Below are 26,560 nucleotides of genomic sequence, written 5' to 3'. Positions count from 1 at the left end.
CCGGGCGGTTCAATACTTTTTATAGCAACCGAGCGTCAGCCAGATTACTTGCCGGAAGTAACAAATCCGTGAAGTCACTCGGGTCCTGGTAGTTGGACCCAAGTTGACAACGAGCTCCCCTTAGGTCACGCAATGCTAATACGGGGACGGGTTGGCCGGACGGCCCGGGGGGAATTGCGGCAATGAATACTATCGGTGTGCCCGCAATCGGGCTGAAGGCTCTGCGCCGTTCAGCCCGATCCAGCGTGTTCGCGATGTTGACAGGCACCATTCTGCTGCTGCCCGTGGGCAGTGCGCTGGCCGCGGTGAAGGTCGGCGACTCAATCTACAATCCCGGCACCGGCAATTTCGAAACGGTCGTCCAGATCCCGTCGCCGCCCAATGGCTGGGTGGTGACCGCGGTTTCCTCCGGCAGCGGCACCACCTTCAACGCTGTCATCGTCTCGCCGCCCGCCGTCAACAGCACCTTCGTTTCCGGTGGAACGACCTACAAGGTCCTGTCCTACACCACGACAACAGTGAGTGGCCAAAGCTATTACACCGGCATCGTGGTCGAGAACGAGACCGACTCCAACCATCCGCAATCCACGCTCAATACCTATCAACTCAACGTTCCGATCGACGGCGGTGGGGCAGGCGGCGCCGGCACCGGTGGGACGGTGAGCCAGGGGAACAGCGTGCGCTTCGTCGACCGCCAGACCGGTTCCAACGGCGCGGGCGGCTCCAATGCCTACGGCATCAAGATCGACTTCGGTATCCTCGGCAGCCTGACTATCGGCGTGAGCGGCTCCGACGGCCAGCCAGGCGGCAACGGACCGACGATCAACGACACGTTGCATGCGACCGAAAGCTACAGCTCCAACCAGGCCGGCAAGGCCGCGGTCGAAATCGCCAGCGTCGGCGGCGATGGCGGCAAAGGCGGCGATTCCTATGGCAACCAGGATGCGCGCCAGGGTGGCGCCGCTGGCCAGGGCGGCAACATCACGCTCAACACGGCCGCGACGATCACCACCGATGCGGTCGGAGCGGACGGTGTCTTCGTGATGAGCAAGGGCGGCCAGGGCGGCGCCGGCGGCAGCGGCTATATCCTCGCCCAAGGCGGCTCCGGCGGGCCGCCGACGACCGGTGGTACCGTCATTGTCAACAACAGCGGCCAGATCACCACCAAGCAGGACAAATCGGTCGGCATCTTTGCCCAGTCGATCGGCGGCGGCGGCGGTGCGGGCGGCGACAGCTTCGGCATCGTCGGCCAACCCGGCTCAGCCTCGGCCGGCGGCAATGGCGGCACCGTTACGGTGACCAATACGGGCGTCATCGAGACCCGGGGCGCGCGCTCCTACGGCATCTGGGCGCAGTCTCTCGGCGGCAGCGGCGGCAACGCGGGCGATTCAGGCGGCATCGTGGCGCTGGGCAACAAGCTTGGCTCCGGTGGCGGCACCGGCAACACCGTGACCGTCAACAACAATGCCGGCGGCGACATCACGACCTATGGTGTCGGCGCCTTCGGCATCCTGGCGCAGTCGATCGGCGGTGGCGGCGGCGATGCGGGCGGTGCCGGTGGCCTCGTCGCCATCGGCGGCGATGCCGGCTCGGGCGGCGACGGCAAGGACGTCGTCGTCACCAACGCGGCCGGCAACGTTATCCGGACGTTCGGCGGCTCGGATACGAACGTCACCAATCTCGGCCCGACCATTCAGGATGTCGGCGCCGACGCGATCGTGGCGCAGTCGATCGGCGGCGGCGGCGGCAACGGCTCGGGTAGCGGCGGCCTGGTCGCGATCGGTGGCGAGGGCAGTGCCGGCGGCATCGGCGGGTCGGTGTCGGTGACCAATGACGGTACGCTGATCACCATAGGTCCGAAGGCTCGCGGCATTTTTGCCCAGTCGATCGGCGGCGGTGGCGGCAATGGTGGCGATTCCGGCGGCCTGGTCGCCATCGGCGGCAAGGGCTCCTCCACCAGCAATGGCGGCACGGTAACCGTCAATAACACCGGCACCATCACCACCGCCGGCACCGCGATCCAGGCGGAGTCGATCGGCGGCGGCGGTGGCGATGGCGGCTCCGCGGGCGGCCTGTTCTCTATCGGCGGCTCGGGCGGGGGTGGCGGCAACGGCCTCAAGGTCACCGTAAATTCCTCCGGCCATCTGACCACCAGCGGCAATGATGCCGTCGGTATCCTCGCCCAGTCGCTGGGCGGGGGCGGCGGCAATGGCGGCGGTTCCTATACGGTCGGCGCCCCGATCTCGATCGCTATCGGCGGCGCCGGCGCCAAAGGCGGCGACGGCGGATCGGTCGAGGTCAACCACGTCGCGACGGCCGGCAATCTTAGCGGCCTGGTTGCTTCCGACATCGATACGACGGGCACCAAGGCCTATGGCGTCTTCGCCCAATCGGTCGGCGGCGGCGGTGGCCGCGGCGGTCTCGCGGTCGCCGTCGCCAATGGCACCAGCGCCGCTGTCGGCATCAGCTTCGCGCTGGGCGGCACCGGTGGCCCGGGTGGCAGCTCCAAGGACGTGACCGTCAATTACAAGGGCGACGTCACGACGCAAGGCAACCAGGCCTACGGCATTTTCGCGCAAAGCGTCGGCGGCGGCGGCGGCGATGGCGGCGGCTCGGTTGCCGTGGCCGCAGGCGGCGCCTTCAATTTCGGCCTCGCCATGGGCGGCAAGGGCGGTGTGGCGGGAGACGGCGACATCGTCACCGTCAACACCACTGGCGGGACGATCGAGACCTACGGCCTGCAGGCCTATGGTATCTTCGCGCAGAGCGTCGGCGGCGGCGGCGGCAATGGCGGCTTTGCCGGCGGCGGCACGCTGGGCGCCGTCGCGATGTCGGTCACGCTTGGCGGCGAGGCCGGCACGGGCGGACTTGCCAAGGCCGTCACGGTCAACAATCACTCGACGATCATCACCCATGAGAACGGGTCGATAGGCATCAACGCCCAGAGCCTTGGCGGCGGTGGCGGCAATGGCGGCTTCGCGATCTCGGGCGCGATCGCGGTCGGTGCGGTGTCGGCCGCTGTCGGCGGCCATGGCGGCGGCGGCAGCAATGGCGGCACCGTCACGGTGGACAACCAGGGGGATATCATCACCTCCGGTGACAAGGCCTTCGGCATCTTCGCGCAGAGCGTGGGCGGCGGCGGCGGCAATGGTGGCTCGGCGGTCGCGTTCACGGCGACGGCCTCGCCCGATCCAGCGGAAATCCCGACCGTGGCCGTCTCGATCGCCGTTGGCGGCGGCGGCGGTGACGGCAGCATTGCCGATACGGTCCACGTCACCAATGGCGGAAACATCACGACTCACGGCATCGAAGCCCATGGCATCTGGGCGCAAAGCGTCGGCGGCGGTGGCGGCACCGGCGGCTACGCTGCCAGTGGCTCGATGGCCATCGGACCGGGCGGCACCATCACGGTCGCGGTCGGCGGCACCGGCGGCAAGGGCGAGACTGCCGGTGCCGTGATCGTCGATGCGGGCAAGGACGACAACGGCAACGTCATCGCGGATTCCCTCATTACCACCTACGGCATGGGCGCCGACGGTATCCGCGCGCAGTCCATCGGCGGCGGCGGCGGCGATGGCGGTTTTGCCGTGGGCGTCAATATCGGCATCAACAACAGCGAACTTCTGAACATGAACCTCGGGGTCACTGTCGGCGGCAGCGGCGGCGTGGCCGGCGACGGCTCGACGGCGACGGTGAACAATTGGGCAGGGATCCGCACCTATGGCGACAACGCGGCCGGCATTTTCGCGCAGAGCGCAGGCGGTGGTGGCGGCGATGGCGGCAACGCCATCACTGGTGTCGCCGGCTGGGCGAACGCGACGAGCCAGAGTGCACAGACGGTCAACATGTCGGTCGCGGTCGGCGGCACGGGCGGCGCGGCAGGCGACGGCCAGGATGTGACGGTCAACAATCACGGCACGATCGAGACGGGCCTCGATACCCACACGGTGGATGCCGAGGGCAATGAGATCGTCACCGGCAACAGCGCCTACGGCATCTTCGCCCAGTCGATCGGCGGCGGCGGCGGCATCGGCGGCCGGGCCAACTCAATCAACGTGCTGGTCGGCAAGGGCGATGCCCCGCCCGGTGCCGAGACCAACATTGCAATGTCGGTGGCGGTCGGCGGCAATGGCGGCGGCGCCGGCAATGGCGGGCACGTCAAAGTCACCAACGATGGCAATATCATCACCAACGCCTCGATGTCGGACGGCATCTATGCCGAGTCGGTCGGCGGTGGCGGCGGCGCGGGCGGCAACGGTCTGCTCGGCACCGGCGAACTCATCCCCGTTCCGGCGGCGCTGATCGCCAACGTGCTGTTTGGCAAGACCAAGATCTACAGCAATATCGGCATCGCTGTCGGCGGGCAGGGCGGCAGCACCGGCACCGGCGGCCTGGTCGAGGTCACCAATACCGGCAACATCACCACGAAGGGCAGCAATTCCAATGGCATCTTCGCCCAGTCGGTGGGCGGTGGCGGCGGCGTCGGCGGCAAGGCCAATATCGGCGCCACCGGCACTGTCGGCATTGGCGGCAAGGGCACCAGCGGCGGTGATGGCGGCATTGTCCACGTCACCAACGACGGCAATGGCACGATCGAGACCTTCGGCGCGGCCTCCAACGGTATATTCGCGCAATCGATCGGCGGCGGCGGCGGTGTCGCCGGCAATGTCGACCGCGTGCTGGAAAGCAAAATGGGGCCGATCCCGGCGCTCAATCTCGGCATCGGCCTGGCCTTCGGCCAAGGCGGCGGCAATGGCGGCTCGGGCAAGGACGTCACCGTCGAGGGCAATGGCGCGATCATCACCCACGGTTCGTCCTCGGCCGGCATCTTCGCGCAGTCGGTAGGCGGCGGCGGCGGCATCCTCGGCACGCTCGGCAATGAATTGATCCCGGGCATCTCCACCGTCACCAACTGGGCTGTCGGCAGCAATGGCGACGCCGGCGATTCGGGCATCGTCCACGTCAACTATGCCGGCACGATCGACACCTACGGCAGCGGCTCCATCGGCATCTTCGCGCAGAGCAACGGCGGCAAGAAAGATACGACACAGAACTATCTAGGCACGGCCGGAAACGTCACGGTCGATCTGGCGGGATCGGTCGTCACCCACGAAGCGGGCACAGACGCCATTGTGGCGCAGAGCAAGGCGGTGGAAGGCAATGGCGACATTGCCATCAACCTGACCAGCACGACGGGCCTGGTGAAAGGAGGCGCCACCGACGCCGATCATATCGGGGTAGGCGTCTGGTTGCTGGACGGCAAGAACAACACGATCAGCAACAAGGGCACGATCACGACCGCGAGCGGCACGGCCGGCGGTTGGGCGATCCTTTCCGGTGTGGGCAACGAGGCCGTCACCAATTACGGCGCAGTCACCGGCTCTTTCGATCTTGGCGCCGGCGTCAACAGTTTCACCAACTCGGCCAACGCCATCTTCAATGCCGGCGCCAATGCCAAGCTGGGTGCCGGGAACCTCTTCGCCGACAGCGGCTATTTCTCGCCGGGCGGCGACAACAACGTGATGACGACCAACCTCGTCGGCAACTGGAACCAGGCTGCAACAGGCGCCTATAAGCTTGACGTCGACCTCGATCCGCAAGCCGACCTCATCAACGTCACGGGTACCGCCAATCTGACCGGTGCGGTCGATCTCAACATCATGGATGCGGCCGCAGCGAAGCCCGGAAGCCAAACTTTCCACATATTGCATGCCGATGGCGGTGTTTCTCACACCGGACTGGAACTCAGTTCGGTTCAAAGCGCGGTCGCGCAATATGAGCTCCAATATCAAGGGTCCAACGATGTCTATCTAGGGGTCGACATCACCTTCGCCCCCATTGGCCTGACCGGGAACGAGATTCCGGTCGCGAATGCCATCAACGCCATTCAGAGCGGCGGCCCCACCTCGCCGGATTTCCAGAAGATCGCCCAGGCGCTGTACTACATTCCGACCGTCGGCCAGCTTGGCGCCGTCTACGATTCGATCTCGGGCGAGGGCGTTTCCGGTGCCGAGCAGCCGCAGTTCGATGCCTATGAGAGCTTCTTCGCCTCGATGGGTCGCCAGGCCGATTTCTGGCGCACCGGCGTCGGCACCGATCCGACGGATCACACGGCCACGCCGCAGGCCTATGACGAACCGGCGAAACCCAAGAAGGATCCGTTCAAGGCCATGCAACCCGACCAGCGGCGCTGGAGCTATTGGGCGAGCGCCGGCGGCAATGGCGGCGAGATACGCGGCGATGCGGCCATGGGCAGTGCCGGCACCACCTATAGGGGCGGCAACCTCGCAGCCGGCATGGAGACCGTCGGCGATCCCGACACGCTGGTGGGCTTCGCGCTGGGTGGCTCCGCTGGTTCATTTGCCGTCGACGATCGCGAGACGTCCGGCAACATCGTCGGCGCCCAAGCCGGCGCCTATGTCGCGCGTAAATGGGACCAGTTCTATATCGACGGCGCGCTAGCCTTCGGCCTCTACAACAACAACATCCACCGCGCCACAGCCGTGCCCGGCTCGGCCTCGCCGATCGATCCCATAGCCGGTTTGACCACCGAGAACTGGCGGAGCAATTTTCTCAGCGCCGGTTTCGGCACCAACATCGAGGCTGGCTGGCGGCAACAGGTGGGCGAGGCCGCGATCACGCCTTTCGCGGGGTTACAGTTCGCTTTTCTGTCGATGGACGCTTTCGACGAGACTTCGCCAGACGGCGGCGCGCTGGGCCTGAGCTTCGATCACCGCGTCATCACTTCGCTGCCGACTTCGCTCGGCCTGCAGGTCGACACCACGATCGGTGTCGGCGACGGCCAGTCGTTGCAGGCTTGGGGCCGCGCGGCCTGGGTGCATGAATTCGAGACGGATCGTTCGGTGAAGCCAAGCTTCCAGGCGGCGCCCGGCACCTCATTCGTCATCCAGGGCGCCTCGGCGGCCGAGGACGCAGTTGCCGTCAATGCGGGACTGAAGATGAACTGGGGCGCAAACACATCGATGTTCGCCGCCTTCGACGGTAAGTTCGGCGACGGGTTGCAGAGCTATGGCGGCGATGTCGGCTTCAAGCTGAACTGGTAATGCCGCTCGCTCGAAGTGGCCGAAGGCGCGTTCAGTGGACGGCCAGTAGATAGTCGAAGTCCGTCTTGAGCAGATCTTTCGCGGCTTTCTCCGCGTCGTCGCCCGTCGCCTCACTTTCGAAGTGGATGTCGCCGCCGATGATGACGAATTGCGGCGACCAGATGCCCGGCAGCATTTCGACCACGCCGCTCAATGCCGGATGCAGGGAAAGCTCTCCGCCGTCCGTCGTCTTGAAGGATAAGCTCCACTGCATCTCGCTGCCAAGCGGGATGCCGGCGGCGTGGCCCTTGGCCGCTTTGGCGGCGTCAGGCTCCGTCGCGCCGACCAATGCATAGCGGAGGCCTGCTGCTTTTGCCTGCCTAACGAATTCGTCGGTGATCTCGGTGCAGGCATCGCCGGTCCAGTCGACGCTGGGCATCGATGAGCAGTGGAAGAAGATGCCCCTGAACTGGTCGATGACGCGCTTGGCGCCAGGCGCAAGCGGCGGCGGATGAGGAATAGGGGCAACCGGCCGATAATCCGCCGAAACTTTCGGCGGAGGCAGTTCGCATGGAACGCCTGTGTCTTTCCACAAACCCTCGCTCCCAGTGTTGGCGACGCCGGTGCACACGATCCAGTTGCGCGGAACGCGCGGAATGCACATGACGGTTTTCGGCTTCATCTTTTGCCCGGCGGCGCAGTCCGCGTCGCCGAAGTCGGCCGCATATGTCCAGACCGTCGAACCAAGGAAGATCGCCAAAGCGAACGCTTGTTTTTGCCGGGCCATCACAGTCGCTCCGGGGAAAATCTTGTCACCCTTCGGCCGGACTGGCTACTCCGAGACCCAAAGCCAACGGGCGACTGGAAACCATTCTTGCTATCGACGATTAGAATCTCCACACCTTGCCATCTCGCAATGTTGGTCGCGCAGGCCAAGCGATTGGTTCATCCTCCGATGAAAATTGACTGCAAAGTAATTCATTGAAACCTCCGATTGGAGATTTGGCGGCATGGCGAAAATCGTGTTTGGAATGAATCTGTCCCTGGACGGCTATGTCGACCACGAGAAATTCGCGCCGGGTGCCGCGCTTTTCCGTCACTGGATAGAACATGTGCGCGGCTTGGCGGGCAGCGTCTACGGCCGCCGCGTCTATGAGCTCATGCGCTATTGGGATGAAGACCAAGCGGAATGGACTCCCGAGTTTAGCGAGTTCGCGGCGGCGTGGCGCAGCCAGCCGAAATGGGTCGTGTCGCGCTCCTTGAGATCGGTCGGCCCCAACGCCACGCTTGTCGCCGATGACGTCGAAGCGCTCATACGCAGGCTGAAGACCGAACTTGCCGGGGAGATTACCGTGTCCGGACCGGAGCTTGCTCGCAGCCTGACCGAGCGTGGGCTCATCGACGAGTATCGGCTCTATTTCCACCCCGTTGTGCTTGGCCGCGGCAAGCCGTTCTTCGCCGGCCCGCGGCCGCGGCTCCGCCTCGTGGCCAACGATCTGATCGGCGAGGATGTGATCAGGCTGAGCTATGTTCCTGCTTGATGGCGGGCAATTCGAGCGCTGCCATGCGTCGAATAAAAATGAGATAGCCATGTCGTCGGCTTGACAACCAGCGATTGTCCAATGCATCTGGGCAACGTTAAATGGCAAGCTTGGGGAATACCGCATGAAGAAGACCTACGAAAAGCCGGTGCTGAACAAGCGCGAACGCCTAAATAGCGTCACCGCCGTCTTCCTCCCGTCGAAGGTGCCGACTTGATGAAGAAAACCTACAAAAGGCCAATCCTGCTCAAGCGTCAGCGCTTGGGCTCAGTAGTGGCCTTGGTTTCGGGGCCTCTAGGTCTCTGAACCGGGCCTATCACCTTAAAGGACGAAATGCCCGTCGGCGTCAGTCGGCGGGTTTTTTACATCTCGCTGTTGGCTATTATGCCAGCTTCGCCATCCGCAAGGTATGGGCGGGCGGGCACCTTGGCGCCCCTCAACCTTACTCCGACGCCATCGGCGGTGAAGACAACTCCCCCGGCCTGTATTGCCCTTCGAATTAATGCAATCTTGCTGGGAGCCGGGGTGCGGCGACCGCTCTCGAAATCTCGCACCGTGCCTTCGCTTACGCCGGCCTTGGACCCCAGCCTGACCTGTGTCCAATTCAGGAGGCTGCGCGCAGCCCGGCAAGTGGCCGGCGAAAGGTTCTCAGGCATCTGGCTGTCCATTGATTGGCTGTTTCTTAACAACACCGACCGATATCGAATGTTCCGCATGCCCATCTGAAACTGATCGGACGATACCGCCGTAACTGTTTCAATGACGTGAAGAAGGTACGCAGCGGTGACGTTGGGAGCGACTGGAATGATGAGCAAGACTGGGCCGTTGAAGCGTCTGCCATCACCCCCAGGCCGATGGCAAACACGAAAGAGCACGCTGATAACTGCCACCGTGCTCTTGGTTTTTCTTCTTGCCTTCGCGTTGTGGTGCATTTTTTGACGTCGGGCGCTCGCTCAGAGCGCCAAGCGGAACTTTTCGCGGCTTCTTAGCGGGCAAAAGCCCCCAAAAATGTGCCTTGCTCAAAAGATCGCTTTTAAGCAAATTCTAATTTAAGCCCTGTCCGTCCCCGGCAACAGGGCACGGCCCGGCGCATAGAGTCCTCCGCCAAAAAAGGATCGTGACGCCGGGCCGCCCTGCGAATATGCCTCTTGGCTAATATATTTCGCCTGTGTTGCCTTAGGGGTACATCGGATTTTGCTGATCCGTAATAGCTTCAGCTCAGCGTTGGGGTTCCGGGATTTTCCAGGCGGGGGCGATCTTGGAAAAGGGGCGCTGTTCGAGGGAAGAAACCCGCTGGCTTCGGTCGGCGGGTTTTTCTTTGGGGCGGCGCCCCCTAATGATCGCCGCATATGCAGATTGCCTGATCTAGCATCTTACGCATAATGCGATCACGTAAGCCTCATGGCTCCAGCAATTCGGCCGATAGATCAAGACCGTGCCGAGCCTCTTGGTATGCGTTGACCTTAGCTCATGCCGGTGAAGTAGATGGAAATGCTGGCACCTATCGCTGCAAGTCCGATGATGAAAACCATAAACGCCTCAAAACCATTGCCGCGATTGCCCATTCGGTCCATGGAACTCCCCGCATTTTATTGACCAGCCGGATCCTAACGCACTTCTCGACAGAAGGTTGCGAGGATGACCCAAGCGGCAATGTGTTCGGCTTGCCTTATAGCCGCGCGCCCAAACCGACGTTGACGATTTCGGTGAATAAGAGGTGTGGTTAGCGACGCAACAACTTGCGCATTATGAGCGACATACGTCCCGCCGACCCGTACGATGCAGGCTTACGGTCGACAACTTCAAAACCGTGCTTGTGGTAGAAGGCGAGCGCCCGGTCGTTTCCCTCGAGCACTTCGAGCGTGATGCTGGGGAGGCAGGCGTGGGCCGCGAGCACGGCCTGTAGCAAATCGGCCGCCAAGCCGTTCCCGAATTCACTTCTTTCGATGTGTAGGCGGTCGAGCATGACGTCGCCTTGGGCATCCATCTCCGTCATCGCATAGCCGGCCAGAGAGCCATCCGACCGTTCGGCAACAAGCGCTACCTTGTTGGTGTCCGCCAGTTCCTCCGCGAGCCGCTTTGGTGAATGATGGAGGTTGGAGATCTTGGTCGTCTCCGCCAGACCTACGATTGGCCCATATGTGCGGCGCCAGGACTCAGCAAGCAATTGCGATACGAGAGGGACATCCTGTTCGATCATGGCTCTGATTCGCATCGCGTTACTCGCAGGTTGCCGCGGTGGTTATGGCAAGGATCGGTTCGGTTGGCCTAACTGTTTGATGTTATTGACATTGTGGCGGAGGGAGTGGGATTCGAACCCACGGTGAACTTGCGCCCACGCCGGTTTTCAAGACCGGTGCCTTAAACCGCTCGGCCATCCCTCCGCTATGGTTTTTCAACCACTTAGGATTTTCGCGAGCGGTCGTCTTTGAGCGGTTGGCACCGAATTGGCACCGAAGGCGTTCTCGACCAGTTCGCGCTTCATTCCTGTAGTGCGGCTGTCAGGGCCGCGTCAACCACCGCCGCCGCACCTTCCTGCTGTCCTGGCAGCAAGTGCGCATAAATGTTCAACGTAACCGACGGGTTGGCATGGCCGGCCCGGGCTGAGACGACATGAATGCTATCAAGCTGGCGCCGGCCGGGCGGTCCCGATCCTGGATGGGGCGACCTCTTTTGGAGATCGCGCTTTGGGCAAGGAACTTCCGTTCGTCGAAAACACTCTTGGCAAGAAGCTTGAGGCAGGCACCGGCCTCTCAGTAAGCGCCGTGCGATGCTCGACGTGGCCGCGCTGGCGAAGCGGTTCGGGCCTGATCACTCGTGCATGCTGGGGCTGATCGAAGTAATCTTTTGTCACGAATGCCGCGCCGCCGGCCGCGACGATCGCAACCTGCAGTTCACCAATCACGCGCTGACGCCAGAACAGAGCAAGGGCTGGAAGCCTTGCCTGTAGGTCCGCAGAACCTGATCTGTGTCAAGTCGGGAATTTGGGCGCGGCGCAGAACTTGCAGGACTCTTAATATTAGTCAGGGTGGCCGCACCATCCCTGGCTATGCCCTTTCACCAGGGGGCGCCCACCGCTGCCGTGAATGGGGCGGTGGGCAACCTGACCGGCGGTATAGCCTGGCGGGCACCGGCCGACGGCGACCATAGGTCATTTCAGGCAATCAATGAGCCGGCAAAAAGGCGGATAAGCGACCCGTCGCACGATACGTCCTAGTGACTAGCGACTCCGAGGGGAGACAGCAAGCGGGTCGAGGCGAGGGGTTGAGGTCTCGTAATCTCGGCCCTAACCATCGCCCAACCGGGGTAGGGTTTGAGGCGCGGCTTGGTTGAATCTAAACTCGCCTTATCAGCCCCTCAATTGAGACTGAGTGCCCATAGGTGTTGGGCCTTGAGGGGCTGTCAGTTGCTCGACGGAAGGAGGCGAGCGCTGAATATTTCGCCTTGTTGCAAAAGTGGCGCAGACTCTTGGCGAAAAAATGTACAAATTCCAGACGTTGGCGATTTGGAGACGACGGCATGAAACTCGCGCTCATCTTTTCTGCTGCGTTTCTGGCAGCCTCTTCCCAAGTCCTGGCGGCCGACCTCGTTCAGCCGGTTGCCGCAATGCCGTACTCGTGGACGGGCTTCTATGCCGGTGCCCAGGTCGGAGGTGCATGGAATGACAGCCGTTGGTCGCCGACAACCCCTCCTGGCTTCAACCCCTTCAATACAAACGGGTCCGGAGCCGTGTACGGCGGACAGATCGGTTACAACTATCAGATCAATCAATTCGTCATTGGCATCGAGGGCGACTTCGCAGGCTCAACCGTAAAAGGCGATACTCAATGTCCGGCCACGCCAGGGTCGATCTGCCAAACCAAGCAGGACTATCTGGGTTCGGTGCGCGGACGCCTTGGGTACGCAATCGACCGGTTGCTTATCTATGGCAATGCCGGCGTTGCATTCAGCAAGTACAAGTTTGCGGAGACGCAGCTTTTTCTGCAATCATTTGGGGGCGGATCTCGGGTAGGCTGGACCGCCGGCTTGGGCGCTGAATATGCTTTTACCGATCACTGGACCGCTGGTGTAGAGTGGAACTATTACGATTTCGGCTCGAAGGATGGCGCGAGTAGCGTTAATCCCACCTTCGTAATCAAAGCTCGCGAGACGGAGAATACTGTCGTCGCTAGAATCAACTACAAATTCTGACAGAGTTCGCCCGATGATCCAGGAGGCCGAACTGCGCGTGCTGGCCCTTATGGAGCGCACAGGCAAACGTATGAGCGGGCTGGACATGTCGGCGGTGTAGGACAGCGTCCCTTACATCGGTGCCGTGCCGCGGACTTGCCACCGCAGAAAGAAACGAAGGTAGGGATCGGCCACGCTCACTTCTCGCCCCACTTCGTCCTAATCGATGGCCGAGGACAGGCCGCCCTTATGTGAGATGTTCGCCAGATGCTTCAACGCCGAAGTTATCTCGTGTTTCTGTGGCGTCATCTCTGTGAGCAGGGTGCTGAGTTTTGACCTCAGATCATCGTAGCTGATCGAAGCCAGCGGACCTGTTTCCGCAATCGCCAGCAGTGTCGCTTCGTAGATGTCCGCTTGATCGCCGCTCTTGAGCAGTCGCTTCAGCCGCTCTTTCCGCGCCTGCGGGCCGGCGACATGTTTCTGATAGATCGGGAGGCTGGCGTCTTGCGCGATGCCCCCTCGGGCGAGCTGGCTTCCCAGCGCCCAACGGGAAAGGGCGTGACGGCTCTGGTTTTTCCGCAGCCTGCTAGTGCGCCGCGCAAAGATCCTTCAATCGCTGGAAAGGTCGCAACGATCCTTGCCGAGGCCGTGGGGGGCACCAAGCGCAGTCCTCGCATTGACAATGCGGCTAAAGCTCCGTCAGCGAATGCTCTAAAGTGGAAAAAATCGTGAGAAGCTACGAAAAGCCGGTCCTGATGAAGCGTGAGATACTGTCTCGTGCAACGGCTCAGCAGGCGTCGTCCGAACCGCCTCCGCCGCAATAACGGGCAAACCGCTGTTGCGCTGTGGTTTTGGTACGTCGACGGCTTTGCCTATGGGCGTCGATCTTGCCAGCTAAGTGTTTTGGAGCAGAGCAGGGGAATTGCGATGCGAGTGATCCGCTGTCTCTGCCATAATCTCGCCCTGTTGCGGCCATAATCGATTAACATCGTGATAAGCAATTCCTGTGCAAAAGGGATTGGGGATCAAGGTGTTGGCCTGACGGGCGACTTCTGGCTCCGTCGGGTGGCAGCACGGTAGGGGACAATCGGAATCATGCAGGCTTCGGCGCGCCCGCGTCTTCGTCGCGCTTCTGCTTTCGCCCTGTGCGCCCTTTCGGGGCTGCTTTTGGCCGCTTGCGCCTCGCAGCCCGAGCCGAAAGGCATGGTCTACAAAAAACAGCGCTCCAAGGAATATTTCTCCGAGGCTGAATATGGCGTGAAGGCCAGCCCGCGCGTCCAGTTCATGCGCCGCGGCGGCGGCCGCGACCAGCTCGGCAAGCCCTATCAGGTGCGCGGCAAGTGGTATTATCCGAAGGAAGACAGGAAGGGCTTCACCAAGGTCGGACTGGCATCCTGGTACGGCGATGCCTTCCATGGCCGGCTGACCGCCAATGGCGAGGTCTATGACACGATGCAGCTCACGGCGGCGCATCCGACGATGCCGCTGCCGAGCTATGCCCGCGTCACCAACCTCGAAACCGGCAGCTCGATCATCGTGCGCGTCAACGACCGCGGCCCATACCATGAAGGCCGCATCATCGACGTCTCGCAGCGCGCCGCGCAGATGCTCGACTATGGCAGGGCCGGTACCGCCAAGGTGAAGGTCGAATATGTCGGCCGGGCGCCTCTCGACGGCAATGATGACCAGTATCTGGTCGCCTCCTACCATCCCGGCAAGAACCGGCCGGATCCGTCGGACGGCCTGCCGACCGGCGTGATGGTGGCGATGGCAGGCCCGTCGCCGACTATGGCCGCAGGCGCGCCGCCAGCCGCTGTGCCGTTCCCCGGACAGTTGACCAATTCGGGCCAGGCTCTTGACCAGCAGCCCGACCAGCCGGAAGAGCCGATCGTGCAGCCGGCTGCATTCGTGCCGGGCGACGGCGACGTCGTGCTGCCGGATTTCGGGCCGATCGTGCCGTCGCGGCCCGAGCTCACCTTGCCGGCGAATTCGCCTTTCGCCATGGCCTCGCTGTCCTATGCCGACGAACGGGTCAAGCGCGCCGACGTCTTTGCCGCGCTCGACGCCAGCGGCATGTCGCCGGCCGACATCCTGCAATCGTGGAAGAAATCGAACCGGCAGAGCGAGGCGCCGGCATCCGACTATGTCGCTGCCGGCTCGTTCGACAACGCCGCCGAAGCAAAGCGTGTCGCCATGGCCCTGAAACCGTTCGGCAGGACCGAGATCCAGCGCACGGAACTCGACGGCAATGACTGGTACGCGGTCAATGTGTATCCAGACGGCCATGGCAGCATCGACGACGTGCTCAAGGCCGCATGGTCGCATGGCGCACCGGATGCGCTGGTTGTTCGGGACTGATCAATTTTTAACTGCCCGTTGATCCGGCCGAAAGAAGCCTGATAGCTTGGCCCGGGTCATGGGTGGTCGATATTTCATGCAATTCCGCGTTCTTTCGCCTTTCGCCAGTTTTCTGGGGTTGGCGCTGCTCTTCGTCTGCCTGTCGCCTGCGAGCGCCCAGCTTTTCGAGACCAAGGCGGCGCAAGCCTTCATGATCGATGCCGATACCGGCACGGTGCTGTTCGCCAAGGATCCCGACAAGCCGATCCCGCCGGCATCCATGGCCAAGCTGATGACGCTGGAGATGGTCTTCAACGCCATCAAGTCGAAGCGCATGACGCTCGACGACACGTTCGTTGTCAGCGAAAACGCCTGGCGCACCGGCGGCGCGCCGTCCGGCACCTCGACGATGTTCGCCAAGCTGAAATCGGCGGTCCGCGTCGAGGACCTCATCCAGGGCGTGGCGGTGCAGGCTGCCAATGACGGCTGCATCGTGCTCGCCGAAGGCATGGCCGGCTCGGAAGCGAATTTCGCCGCGCAGATGACAGACCGCGCCCGCCAGCTCGGCCTTTCGAAATCGACCTTCGTCAACTCGACCGGCCTGCCGGCCGATGGCCAGCAGACGACCGTGCGCGAATTGACGCTTTTGGCGCTGCATATCTGGCGCGATTACCCGGAGTTCTTCCACTATTACGGCCAACCGGACTTCACCTGGAACAAAATAGCGCAGCGGAACCGCAACCCGCTGATCGCCATGGGCATCGAAGCCGACGGCTTCGTCGCCGGTGCGAGCGAGCAGGCGGGCTTCGGCCTCGTCGGCACGGTCAGCCACAACGGCACGCGGGTCATCGCTGCCTTGAGCGGGCTGGCCAGCGACAAGGAGCGTTCCGAGGAAGCGCGCAAGCTGCTCGACTGGGGCTCGCGCTCTTTCCAGAAGACCGAGATCTTCGCCAAGGACGAGGTGGTCGGCGAAGCACAGGTGTTCGGCGGTGCCAAGTCCGGCGTGGCCTTGAAAGCCAAGGGGCCGGTGGACATATTTCTGCCGATCGCCAACCGCGACAAGCTGACAGCCAGGATCGTCTATCAAGGTCCGGTGTCGGCGCCGGTGGAGGAGGGGCAACCGGTCGGAGAACTGCGCGTTTGGATCGGTGATACGCTGAGCCAGCAGACGCCGCTCTACGCTGCCGAGTCGGTCACGGTCGGCACGCTGCCACAGCGCGCGCTTGATGCCGCCAAAGAACTGGCTGTCGGCTGGCTGCGGCAGAAGCGTTTGTGATTGGGTTGGTTCGTGGACCTTTTGTCGGACGAGAGCTATGACAGCCTGCACGAACAAAGGCAGCCTCGATTGAGCGGATTTTTCATCACCTTCGAGGGCGGCGAGGGCGCGGGCAAGTCGACGCAGATCGAGCGGCTGGCGCGGCGCATGCGCGCCAAGAAATATCAGGTGGTGGTGACGCGCGAGCCGGGCGGTTCGCCGGGCGCCGAAGCGGTTAGGCATGTGCTTTTGTCGGGCGCCGCCGAGCCTTTCGGCCCGAAGATGGAGGCGATTTTATTCGCCGCCGCGCGTTCCGACCATGTCGAGCAGGTCATCCGGCCGGCCGTCGAGCGCGGCTCGGTCGTGCTGTGCGACCGCTTCATCGATTCCTCGCGCGTCTACCAGGGCGTGACCGGCGGCTTGGATCCCGATTTCATGCAGGCGCTGGAAGCGGTCGCCATCAACGGCATGATGCCGGACATGACGCTGATCTTCGATATCGATCCCGCCGAGGGACTGAGGCGCGCCACCGCAAGGCGTGGCGCCGGCAATGTAGCCGACCGCTTCGAGAAGGAGACTCTGGCCATCCACCAGCGCCGCCGCGAGGCATATCTGGCGATCGCGGCGGCCGAGCCGCAGCGCTGCATCGTCATCGACGCTTCGGCCGATCCGGACACGGTGGAGCATGTCGTCACCGCTGCCGTCTTCGCGGCGCTGGAAGAGCGGATGCCAGTGCCAAGGATTGAGACGGCGTCCGCATGATCTTCGAACGCATTGCGCCTGAGCAACACGATACGCTGGACGGCGTGCCGGAGCCGTCGGAAACGCCGCGGCTAATCGGCCATGCCCAGGTGGCGGCGATGCTCGCCACCGCCTACCGGTCGGGCAAGCTGCCGCATGCGCTGATCCTTGCCGGGCCGCACGGCATCGGCAAGGCGACGCTGGCCTTCCATCTGGCGCACCACCTTCTGAAGCATCCGGACTTCAGGGCCGCGCCCGAAACGTTCGCCGTTCCAGATCCCGCGTCGTCGCTGTTTCGCCAGATCGCAACCGGCGCGCATCCCTCGGTGCTGCACCTGACGCGGCCGGCCAACGACAAGACCAAGAGCTTCAAGACGGTGCTCACCGTCGACGAGATCCGCAGGGTCAACCGCTTCCTGTCGATGACCTCGCATGACGGCAGTTACCGGGTCGTCATCGTCGATCCGGCCGACGACATGAACACCAATGCCGCCAATGCCTTGCTGAAGAATCTTGAGGAGCCGCCGGCGCGCACCTTGTTCATCCTGATCGTGCACGCGCCGGGCAGTCTGTTGCCGACGATCCGTTCTCGCTGCCAGATGGTGCGGCTGGCGCCGCTGGCCGAAAACGAGCTGATGGCGGTGCTGCAAGGCATCGAACCGCCGCCGCCGGAGGAGCCCGCGGCGCGCGCGGCGCTGGCCGAGCGGGCAGGGGGCAGCGCCCGCAACGCCATCCTGCTCACCCAATATGGCGGGCTGGAGATCGCCGGCGCGCTGGATACGCTGGTGGCGGGCAACAAGCCGGACGTTGCCGGAGCGCATCGCTTGGCCGAAGCGGTGGCCGGCCGCGACCAGTCGATCCAGTTCGATATCTTCAACCGCCGCGCGCTCGACATTCTGTCGGTGGCGGCCAGCGAGGCGGCGCTTGGCGGCGATCTCGCCAGGGCCAAAACGCTGTCCGAGGCTTGGCACGAGGCGCTGAACACGATATCTGAGGCCGAGACCTACAACCTCGACAAGAAGCAGCACGCCTTGACCATGATCGACCGCTTGAAGTCCGCGATGCGAATGTGACGGTTTTCCCGGGATGGCAATCGCCATGCCGATAGGATATCCACCGCCACAACTCACATTCAGACATTCATGACGGTTCATTCATGTTACGCGAAAAATTCTATCTGACGACGCCGATTTTCTATCCGAACGGCAAGCCGCATATCGGCCATGCCTATACGGTCATCGCCAGCGACGCGCTGGCCCGTTTCCAGCGCCTCGACGGCAAGGACGTGTTCTTCCTCACGGGAACGGACGAACACGGCCTCAAGATGCAGCAGACGGCCGAGAAGGAAGGCATCACGCCGTTGGCGCTTGCCGACCGCAATTCGGCGATCTTCCGCTCGATGGCCGAGACGCTCGGCGCCTCGAATGACGACTTCATCCGCACCACCGAGCCGCGCCACTACGCATCGTGCCAGGCGATCTGGAAGGCGATGGCCGCCAATGGCGACATCTATCTCGACCGCTACAGCGGCTGGTACTCGGTGCGGCAGGAGGCCTATTTCGAAGAGAGCGAAACGACGCTGGGTGAGGACGGCGTGCGCCGCGAGCCGCTTGGCTCGCCGGTCGAATGGAACGAGGAGGAAAGCTACTTCTTCCGGCTGTCCGCTTATCAGGACAGATTGCTGGCGCTCTATGAAAGCCAGCCGGACTTCGTCGGCCCGGCGGAACGCCGCAATGAGGTGATGAGCTTCGTCAAGTCCGGCCTCAAGGATATCTCGATCTCGCGCACTACCTTCAAATGGGGCGTGCCGGTGCCTGGCGACGACAAGCATGTGATGTATGTCTGGGTCGACGCGTTGACCAACTACATCACCGCCGCCGGCTATCCCGACACCAAGGCCGAGCAGTGGCGCTACTGGCCGGCGACCCATATCATCGGCAAGGACATCGTCCGTTTCCACGCGGTGTACTGGCCGGCCTTCCTGATGTCGGCCGGGATCGAATTGCCCAAGCGCGTGTTTGCCCACGGCTTCCTGTTCAACCGCGGCGAGAAGATGTCGAAATCGGTCGGCAACGTCGTCGATCCGTTCACCATGGTCGAACATTACGGCCTCGACCGTGTGCGCTACTTCTTCCTGCGCGAGGTGCCGTTCGGCCAAGACGGCAGCTATAGCCATGAGGCGATCGTCAACCGCACCAATGCCGATCTCGCCAATGGTCTCGGCAACTTGGCGCAGCGCTCGCTGTCGATGATCGCCAAGAACTGCGGCGGCGCGGTGCCCAAGCGCGGCGAACTGACCGAGGCCGACACGGCGATCCTCGACCAGGCGGTCGAAGCCTTGGCCGTGGCGCGCCGGGCGATGGCGGAGCAGGGCATCCATCAGGCGCTGGCGGCGATCTTCGGCGTCGTGGCCGAGGCCGACCGCTATTTCGCCTCGCAGGAGCCCTGGGCGCTCAGGAAAACCAATCCGGAGCGCATGGAGACGGTGCTGTGGACGACGGCCGAATTGGTCCGGCGCGTAACGCTGCTGTGCCAGCCCTACATTCCGGGGTCGGCCGCCAAGCTGCTCGACCTGTTGGCGGTGCCGGCGGACAAGCGCGCTTTCGAGCATGTGCATGCCGACCACGCGCTGACGCCCGGCACAGCCTTGCCGGCGCCGGAGGGCGTGTTTCCGCGCTATGTCGAGCAGGATGGCAACAGCTGATGCTGGTCGACAGCCATTGCCATCTCGACTTTCCGGACTTTGCCGAGGAGCGGGCGGCTATCGTCGCCCGCGCCCTGGCGGCCGGGATCGGCCGCATGGTGACGATCTCGACGCGCGTGAAGCGCTTTCAACAAATCATTGAAATCGCTGAAACTTTCGACGAAGTCTATTGTTCGGTCGGCACCCATCCGCACAATGCCGCCGAAGAACTCGACGTCACCGCCGACGAGTTGGTGCGGCTCGCCGAGCATCCCAAGGTCGTGGCGATCGGCGAGGCCGGCCTCGACTATTACTATGACAAGTCGCCGCGCGATGCGCAGGCGCAAGGCTTTCGCACGCATATCGCGGCCGCGCGCCGGACCGGCCTGCCGCTGGTCATCCATTCGCGCGACGCCGACGAGGACATGGCCGCCATCCTCGAAGAGGAGACAGGGAAGGGCGCCTTCCCTTTCATTTTGCACTGTTTTTCGTCCGGGCGCCGGCTGGCCGAGATCGGCGTGGCGTTGGGCGGTTACGTCTCCTTCTCAGGCATCCTGACCTTCAAGAATTCCGCCGAGTTGAGGGCGATCGCGGCCGACGTGCCGCGCGAGAGGCTGCTGGTCGAGACCGACGCGCCTTACCTCGCGCCGGCGCCGCACCGCGGGAAGCGCAACGAGCCGGCCTATGTCGCCAACACGGCCAAGGTGCTGGCCGAGACCATCGGCGTCAGCGACGCCGAGATCGCCGCGATCACGACCGAGAACGTGTTCCGGCTGTTCACCAAGATGCCGCGTCCCGCCGTGGCAGCGGCCTGAGCGGATGAACGGCAGGCTGCGCCTTACCATTCTCGGCTGCGGCTCGTCGCCCGGCACGCCGCGCATAACCGGCGACTGGGGCAATTGCGATCCGGGGAACCCCAAGAACCGCCGCATGCGCACAGCGGCCCTCGTCGAGCGCATTGCGGACAACGGCGCCCGTACCACGGTCGTAATCGACACCGGGCCGGATTTCCGCGAGCAGATGCTGATGGCCTCGGTCAAGCGCATCGACGCCGTCGTCTACACCCATCCGCACGCCGACCACATCCACGGTATCGACGATCTGCGCGGCTATGTGCACGACCAGCGCCGCAGGATCGACATTTATGCGGACGAGCCGACGATGCTGCGTTTGCGCGAAGCGTTCGGCTATTGCTTCGAGACGCCGCCCGGCAGTTCCTATCCGCCGATCGTCAAGGCCCATCCTATCGATCACGCCAAGCCGGTGGTGATCGAAGGCGAGGGCGGTGCCCTCACCCTCGAGCCGCTGCCGCAGATCCATGGCGACATCGTCTCACTCGGCTTCCGCGCTGGCGGGCTGGCCTATTGCCCCGATATCAGCGACTTCCCCGCGGCGACCGCCGAGCGGCTGCGCGGCCTCGACATGCTGGTCATCGACGCGCTGCAGTACAACACGCATCCGAGCCATCTATCGCTGGGCCAGGCGCTGGGCTGGATCGAGAAGCTCAAGCCGGCGAAAGCCGTGCTGACGCATATGCATGTGCCGCTGGACTACGCCGCGGTGATGGCCGAGACGCCGGAGCACGTGATGCCGGCTTATGACGGCATGGTGATCGAAATCCCTTATGAATCAGCATGATACAGACAGACATTCATAAAGAAGTCTGTTTTTTCGGTGCAAAGATCAGCAGCGTTCCTATCTGCTCATAGCCCATGCGGGGATAGAGCATGGCTCCGGCATGCGTGGCCATCAGAACGGAGCAGCGCGAGCCATGAGCACGATCATCGCGCAGCATTTTGGCCAACAGAGCCTGGCCAATGCCGCGGCGCCGGTGCGATGGTTCGACGAACATCGCCTCGCACCAAGTGGCGCCGGCGGCATCCACGCTGCGCACCCGCCCGACAATAGCGTCGCCATCGAGCGCCACGTACTGGCGGAACGGCGCGCCGTCGCCGAGCAGATCGTCGGCGATCGGTTGCCTGCGTATGATCTTTGCCAGTTGCGCCGCCCGTTCGGCGGTCCTCACACGCTCGATCGAAACGACCGCCGACGGGTCTGGAACCCGGCGCAGCGGGTGGACGAAAAAGCCTTCCGTCCGCAGCAGCCGGTAGCCGAGAGCCTTGTAGGCGCTGCGCACCGGCCGATCCGGTTCGTCATTCGCAATCACCACGGAAACGGCGAAGCGTGGCCGCGCATACCGCCGCACGATCGCATCGGCTTCATCAGCGGCAACATCATGGACGATCCATTCTTCGCCGCGATAGTCGCGCGCGTTCTTGCGCTCTGCATCGCGCATCAACCACAGCGGCCCGACGCGGCTCGCCTCGTAAGGAAAAGTGCGGCTTCTGCCGGCGCTATAGCCACGCACGAACACCTCGATGGCCGCTTCGATATTTTGCGATGTCGTTGTCATCCGTTGAGGGTAGCGTCGGCCATCAGCCTGAGGCAACACGCATCGATTGCCGAAAGCCCATGAAAACCAGCCAGCTGATGACCATAGAGAAAGTTCCATAATATATCTTATGCGACTTAGATGTGGATGCGAACATGGCGTCACGCGGCCGGCGTATCGCGGCTACTATCCCTCAAAATAGTCGAGAACCCCACTGAAGGCAGCCAGGACTGCAATGGCATGGACGACGCCAAGCGCCAGCCATCTGCCGCGGCCGCCTAGGGCAACGAATACCCCATAGGCAGGAAACTGCACCACAGCCAACCCCACGGAAAGACTCGTGACGGTGTTGTTGGTCAAAAGCGTCACCAGCATGGGGATTGGATAGAGCACGCGCGCCAACACCCAGTCGCCATGCCCTGATCCGGCGGAAAAGAGCGCCAGCAGCAGCGCGAAAGGGGTCGTACACAGGCCCAAAATGAGCCCTGCCCGGCACGAGAACTTTGGCATCATACCTCCGGACGCGAGATGGCCTTCTACAGCTCTTCGTAGCCGGATCACTGCAGATCCGACAACTCGCTATCGAGGATCAGCGCCTGGCGGGCCGTCGCGTCGAGCACGCAACTGACCATGATGTTGCTTTGACGATCGGTGTTGACGGTTTCGGCGGAGGCTTCCGCCGCGCAGCGCGCGTCGCGGTAGGCGATCCAAGCGCGCTGCATCTTGCGGTAGCCTTCGCGCGCCTTGGGCGCGGCCTTGGCCATCAGCGCCGCATAGGTCGTGTTGAGACGGTCCTCCCACACACTGACCTCGCGGTTGGCGCAATCGATCAATCCCAGCTGCGACTGGCCGTCGTCGCTCTCGAAGGAGCACAGCTCGGTCACGTAGTTGATGCAGGAGGCAGGCTCGTGTCCTGTGAGTTTGATAACATTGTCGATGTGGATAGCCGGCGTCGGCTTGTCGTTCACTCCGGGAACGTTGCCGGCAAAATCGCTGACATATTTCAGGCATTCGGCAAGTTCCGCCTTGTCAGACGCACGCACTTTTTCTTCGGCCGTCGCCGGCGACAAGGCACCCAGAAGCAATCCGCAAACTGCCAGATGGAGAACGCTCTTCATCGCTGTCACCCATTTTGTTGCCCGAGACGTCGATTGTCGCAAAACTCAAGGCTGAAGTAACTACCCTGCTCCCGTCGGCCGTTCCGGATCGGCCAGTTCAGCAGGTGGTGAGGCGGTCATTGCCAACCATTCCATGAAAAGCGCATATCGCGTGCAGATGTGCTTGTCTGACAGAGGTTAGAATGGATTGGTTGCCTATCTCGGAAGAGACGATCTGGGATATGATCAACGAAGCGACAATCGACATAAGCGCCGCTGAGCGGCGCCTATGGGAACACATTTCGATCCTCCCGGAAAAATGGAAGCAAGAGCCGTATGGGACCCAAGGCGGAGGCTTTTGGATTGTGGGCCTCATCGGCAGAAATGTTATTTGGTACAACGATATAGAAGATGGTTTCAATCTGTCGAGATACACGACTTACGGAGAGATCGGCGAATATTGGTGCAATCAGGATAGTCTCTTGACCGTCTTGACGGGTTTGAACCGCATGATAGTCGGCGACGCCTGAAAAACCCTGGGTCAGCAATTGGACACCTGCGCGACCGACAGCTCGAAAGCTATCGAGAACGTGGATGCCGTCATGGGTTAACAAATGACGCCTTCTTTCCTCGGCCTGCCCGATCGCCTCACCGATGACCGCGCACCCCGCGCGGCGATTTTCGGCGCCGGTCACGGCACCACCTATCCCGGCCAGGACAGCAGCGGCCACGCCTTGGCCGCCGGCGCGATCCGCGCTGCAAGCCAGGAGGATGCGCCGCTCGTCGAGCATTGGGATTTCGATCTCGGCGGGCCGCTGTTCGACGGTAAGCCAACCTGCTGCATCGACGCGGGCGATGTCTCGACCATCATGCATGACAATGCCGGCAACCAGGCCCGGATCGAGGCTAAGACACGTGAGGTTCTGGCGCTGCCGGCGGTGCCGATCTTGATCGGCGGCGACGATTCCGTCGTCATCCCTTTCCTCGCCGGCTTTGCCGATCGCGGCCCGGTCTGGATCCTGCAGATCGACGCCCATATCGACTGGCGCGACGAGGTGCATGGCGAACGCCACGGCTATTCGAGCCCGATGCGGCGCGCGAGCGAGATGGGCCATGTCGCCGGCATGGTGCAGGTCGGCTTGCGCAGCGTCGGCAGCGCGCGTGTCGCCGAGATCGAAGCGGCGCGGACCTACGGCAGCAGATTTGTGACCGCGCGCGAAGTCCATGCCCGGGGCGTGGAAGCGGCTCTGAAGCATATTCCGGAGGGCGCCCGGGTCGTCGTGACCCTCGACTGCGACGGCCTCGATCCAGGCATCATGCCGGGCGTGGCGGCGCGTACGCCCGGCGGCCTCAGCTACACGCAGACGATCGACCTGATCGCTGGTCTCGGCCGGCGCGCCAGGATCGCCGGATTCGACCTCGTCGAGCTCTATCCGCCCTCCGATCTTGACGGGCTGTCGGCCCTGACCGCCGCGCGGCTTCTGGTCAATGCGATTGGCGCCATCGTGCGACAGGGCGACTGACTAGGGTTCCTGACTTAGTCCGATCCGATAGCTCAGCACGCGTTTGCCGCCGGGTTCGATCAGTATCACGCCCGGCTTGTCGGCGAACTCGCCCTCGAAATCGATCGGGCTGGCCGTGCCATGCCATGGCTCGATGCACAGGAACGGCGCGCCGCCGGGCTTCGACCAGATGCCAAGCTCGTTCAATCCTTGCCAGGATACTTCGATCGCCGGCCCTTGGCTCGCGGCGTAGCGCACACTGGTGCTGATCGGCCGGTCGAGGATGACAGCGTCGTCGACGAACAGCCGTTCGGAGAGCGCTAGCGTCTTGCCCTCGATGGGCGTCGGCTGCGGCGTCGGCAACAGCAAGCCGTCCTTCAGGCGGCGGATCGGCGCAGGCTCGTTCTCGGCAAAGATCAGCCGGTAGGCCTCCTTGGGCAGATCCGCTTGCAGCGGCCAGTTGAACGCCGGATGAGCGCCGATCGAGGCTGGCAATGTCTCGTCGCCTGGGTTGGCGATTTCGTAGGTGACCTCGATCTGCCGCTCGCTCAGGCGGTAGCCGATCGCCAGGCGAAAGGCGAAGGGGTAGTGCGCGCGCGTCTCGGCATCGTCGGTCAGCACCAGCGTGCAGGAGGAACCCCCCTGCTCCGCCCAGGCAAAGCGCCGGTCGCGGGCAAACCCATGCTGCGTCATCGGGTAGCTTTGCCCGCGATGGATCAATTGGTCGTTCTTCAGGCGGCCGACGATCGGGAACAGCACCGGAGAATGACGGCGCCACTCTGGGCCGGCCTGCCACAGGAACTCCGTTCCGTCGGCATCGCGCAGGGAGACAAGCTCGGCTCCCTGCTCGACAATGGTCGCCGAGATGCCGTCAGCGTGAAGCGTCACCTGTTCCATATGTCCTCGCGTCTTGCCGACATGGGCACAGGCTAGCAAAAGGCCGCGCGGGAACTCAAGGGCGGCAGGTCGCGCCGGCCCGGCGCCGCGACCGCGCCGCCAGGGCAAAAAAAAGAGCCGGAGGTTTCCCTCCGGCCAGGTCAGAAACGTTGCCTAGACGGTTCTGGCTATTCACGTTCGCCGGTGAAATTCAGCAGCAGCTGGAAGATGTTGATGAAGTTCAGATAGAGCGAGAAGGCGCCGAAGACGGCGAGCTTCTGCTGCGATTCCGCATCGAAATTCTCGGCATACTGCTCCTTGATGGTCTGCGTGTCCCAAGCGGTCAGGCCGATGAAGACGGCGAGGCCGATCACCGAGATGGCGAATTGCAGCGCGGTCGAGCCGAGGAAGATGTTGACGAGGCTGGCGATCACCACGCCGATCAGGCCCATGATCAGGAAGGACGAGAACTGCGTCAGGTCGCGCCTGGTCGTGTAGCCATAGAGGCTGGTGGCGCCGAACATCGTCGCGGCGATGAAGAAGGTGCGCGCGATGCTGGTGCCGGTGAAGACCAGGAACACCGAGGCCAGAGACAGGCCCATGACGGCGCAGAAGGCCCAGAACATCGCCTGCGCGCTTGCCGCCGACATCGTCTGCATCTTGAACGAGAAGATCATGACGAAGGCGAGCGGCGCCAGCATCACCACCCATTTCAGCGGGCTGGAGAAGATCGGCACATAGAGCGCCGGCGTCGAGGCGACGAAGAAGGCGACGAGGCCGGTGACGACGAGACCGAGGCCCATATAGTTGTAGACGCGCAGCATGTGCTTGCGCAGGCCCTCGTCATAGACGGCTCCGGCCTGGACGCCGGTGCCCATTCGATTTCCCAGATTGGGGTTGTTCATCAGGTTCTCCTTGTTTCT

General features: G+C 63.0%; 22 protein-coding genes and 1 tRNA gene. 14 read left to right on the top strand and 9 right to left on the bottom strand.

Features of this window, described 5'->3' with window-relative positions; all coding sequences use genetic code 11:
* The first annotated feature begins 182 nt into the window (after window positions 1-182).
* Window positions 183-7,064 (top strand): hypothetical protein, encoded by a 6,882-nt coding sequence (locus FJ988_RS06760; protein ID WP_140815972.1) that lies wholly within the window; start codon window positions 183-185, stop codon window positions 7,062-7,064.
* Between the two features lie 31 nt (window positions 7,065-7,095).
* Here FJ988_RS06760 and FJ988_RS06755 read toward each other — a convergent pair whose 3' ends face one another.
* Window positions 7,096-7,830 (bottom strand): hypothetical protein, encoded by a 735-nt coding sequence (locus FJ988_RS06755; protein ID WP_140815971.1) that lies wholly within the window; start codon window positions 7,828-7,830, stop codon window positions 7,096-7,098.
* A 223-nt stretch (window positions 7,831-8,053) separates the two neighbouring features.
* Between FJ988_RS06755 and FJ988_RS06750 the strand changes: the two genes are divergently transcribed.
* Window positions 8,054-8,584: a dihydrofolate reductase family protein gene (locus FJ988_RS06750; RefSeq protein WP_140815970.1), complete on the top strand. Its 531-nt coding sequence runs from the start codon at window positions 8,054-8,056 to the stop codon at window positions 8,582-8,584.
* 362 nt (window positions 8,585-8,946) lie between these two features.
* Here the strand turns inward: FJ988_RS06750 and FJ988_RS06740 are convergent, their stop codons facing one another.
* The 3 genes from FJ988_RS06740 to FJ988_RS06730 all read right to left on the bottom strand — a co-directional run bounded on the left by FJ988_RS06740 (window position 8,947) and on the right by FJ988_RS06730 (window position 10,968).
* On the bottom strand, window positions 8,947-9,240 hold the full coding sequence (locus FJ988_RS06740) for a DNA-binding transcriptional regulator (protein WP_140816159.1): 294 nt from the start codon (window positions 9,238-9,240) through the stop codon (window positions 8,947-8,949).
* Window positions 9,241-10,307: 1,067 nt separating this feature from the next.
* Window positions 10,308-10,784 (bottom strand): GNAT family N-acetyltransferase, encoded by a 477-nt coding sequence (locus FJ988_RS06735; protein ID WP_246688452.1) that lies wholly within the window; start codon window positions 10,782-10,784, stop codon window positions 10,308-10,310.
* A 94-nt stretch (window positions 10,785-10,878) separates the two neighbouring features.
* Window positions 10,879-10,968, bottom strand: a tRNA-Ser gene (locus FJ988_RS06730).
* Between the two features lie 386 nt (window positions 10,969-11,354).
* Between FJ988_RS06730 and FJ988_RS06720 the strand changes: the two genes are divergently transcribed.
* The 10 genes from FJ988_RS06720 to FJ988_RS06675 all read left to right on the top strand — a co-directional run bounded on the left by FJ988_RS06720 (window position 11,355) and on the right by FJ988_RS06675 (window position 21,408).
* Entirely contained in the window at window positions 11,355-11,534 is a 180-nt protein-coding gene (locus tag FJ988_RS06720) for a hypothetical protein (RefSeq protein ID WP_140815967.1), read from the top strand.
* Between the two features lie 569 nt (window positions 11,535-12,103).
* Complete coding sequence (locus tag FJ988_RS06715; RefSeq protein WP_140815966.1) at window positions 12,104-12,775, top strand: outer membrane protein; 672 nt, start codon at window positions 12,104-12,106, stop codon at window positions 12,773-12,775.
* A 393-nt stretch (window positions 12,776-13,168) separates the two neighbouring features.
* Entirely contained in the window at window positions 13,169-13,486 is a 318-nt protein-coding gene (locus FJ988_RS06710; RefSeq protein ID WP_246688451.1) for a hypothetical protein, read from the top strand.
* Between the two features lie 363 nt (window positions 13,487-13,849).
* A complete protein-coding gene (locus tag FJ988_RS06705; protein WP_140815964.1) occupies window positions 13,850-15,112 on the top strand; it encodes a septal ring lytic transglycosylase RlpA family protein in 1,263 nt (420 codons plus the stop codon).
* Between the two features lie 76 nt (window positions 15,113-15,188).
* Window positions 15,189-16,367 carry a D-alanyl-D-alanine carboxypeptidase family protein gene (locus FJ988_RS06700; RefSeq protein WP_140815963.1) on the top strand — a complete coding sequence of 393 codons (1,179 nt, stop codon included), beginning with the start codon at window positions 15,189-15,191 and terminating at the stop codon, window positions 16,365-16,367.
* A 69-nt stretch (window positions 16,368-16,436) separates the two neighbouring features.
* Window positions 16,437-17,108, top strand: a complete 672-nt coding sequence (gene tmk, locus FJ988_RS06695; protein ID WP_181183440.1) for a dTMP kinase — start codon at window positions 16,437-16,439, stop codon at window positions 17,106-17,108.
* On the top strand, window positions 17,105-18,160 hold the full coding sequence (locus tag FJ988_RS06690) for a DNA polymerase III subunit delta' (protein WP_140815962.1): 1,056 nt from the start codon (window positions 17,105-17,107) through the stop codon (window positions 18,158-18,160). Before tmk ends, FJ988_RS06690 begins: the two co-directional genes overlap by 4 nt.
* An 83-nt stretch (window positions 18,161-18,243) precedes the next feature.
* Entirely contained in the window at window positions 18,244-19,791 is a 1,548-nt protein-coding gene (gene metG, locus FJ988_RS06685; protein ID WP_140815961.1) for a methionine--tRNA ligase, read from the top strand.
* A complete protein-coding gene (locus FJ988_RS06680; RefSeq protein WP_140815960.1) occupies window positions 19,791-20,585 on the top strand; it encodes a TatD family hydrolase in 795 nt (264 codons plus the stop codon). Before metG ends, FJ988_RS06680 begins: the two co-directional genes overlap by 1 nt.
* Before the next feature lie 4 nt (window positions 20,586-20,589).
* The gene (locus FJ988_RS06675) at window positions 20,590-21,408 is read left to right on the top strand and encodes an MBL fold metallo-hydrolase (protein ID WP_140815959.1); all 819 of its coding nucleotides are present in this window, start codon (window positions 20,590-20,592) and stop codon (window positions 21,406-21,408) included.
* A gap of 13 nt (window positions 21,409-21,421) precedes the next feature.
* Here the strand turns inward: FJ988_RS06675 and FJ988_RS06670 are convergent, their stop codons facing one another.
* The 3 genes from FJ988_RS06670 to FJ988_RS06660 form a co-directional block, all read right to left on the bottom strand.
* On the bottom strand, window positions 21,422-22,183 hold the full coding sequence (locus tag FJ988_RS06670; protein ID WP_140815958.1) for a GNAT family N-acetyltransferase: 762 nt from the start codon (window positions 22,181-22,183) through the stop codon (window positions 21,422-21,424).
* Window positions 22,184-22,348: 165 nt separating this feature from the next.
* On the bottom strand, window positions 22,349-22,672 hold the full coding sequence (locus FJ988_RS06665) for a hypothetical protein (protein WP_140815957.1): 324 nt from the start codon (window positions 22,670-22,672) through the stop codon (window positions 22,349-22,351).
* Window positions 22,673-22,719: 47 nt separating this feature from the next.
* Window positions 22,720-23,280 (bottom strand): lysozyme inhibitor LprI family protein, encoded by a 561-nt coding sequence (locus tag FJ988_RS06660; RefSeq protein ID WP_140815956.1) that lies wholly within the window; start codon window positions 23,278-23,280, stop codon window positions 22,720-22,722.
* 182 nt (window positions 23,281-23,462) lie between these two features.
* Here FJ988_RS06660 and FJ988_RS06655 point away from each other — a divergent pair, with 182 nt between their 5' ends.
* Window positions 23,463-23,789, top strand: a complete 327-nt coding sequence (locus FJ988_RS06655; protein ID WP_210242746.1) for a hypothetical protein — start codon at window positions 23,463-23,465, stop codon at window positions 23,787-23,789.
* Between the two features lie 84 nt (window positions 23,790-23,873).
* Window positions 23,874-24,782: an agmatinase gene (locus FJ988_RS06650; RefSeq protein WP_140815955.1), complete on the top strand. Its 909-nt coding sequence runs from the start codon at window positions 23,874-23,876 to the stop codon at window positions 24,780-24,782.
* Here FJ988_RS06650 and FJ988_RS06645 read toward each other — a convergent pair whose 3' ends face one another.
* Window positions 24,783-25,658, bottom strand: a complete 876-nt coding sequence (locus FJ988_RS06645; RefSeq protein ID WP_140815954.1) for an aldose 1-epimerase family protein — start codon at window positions 25,656-25,658, stop codon at window positions 24,783-24,785.
* 167 nt (window positions 25,659-25,825) lie between these two features.
* Window positions 25,826-26,542 (bottom strand): Bax inhibitor-1/YccA family protein, encoded by a 717-nt coding sequence (locus FJ988_RS06640; RefSeq protein WP_140815953.1) that lies wholly within the window; start codon window positions 26,540-26,542, stop codon window positions 25,826-25,828.
* Window positions 26,543-26,560: the final 18 nt, after the last annotated feature.

Origin of the sequence: Mesorhizobium sp. CU3, from assembly GCF_006442965.1 — a bacterium.
In the GTDB taxonomy this organism is placed as follows: Bacteria; Pseudomonadota; Alphaproteobacteria; order Rhizobiales; family Rhizobiaceae; genus Mesorhizobium.
The sequence above is the reverse complement of the archived record's forward strand: the minus strand, read 5'-3'. Positions and strand labels throughout refer to the sequence as shown.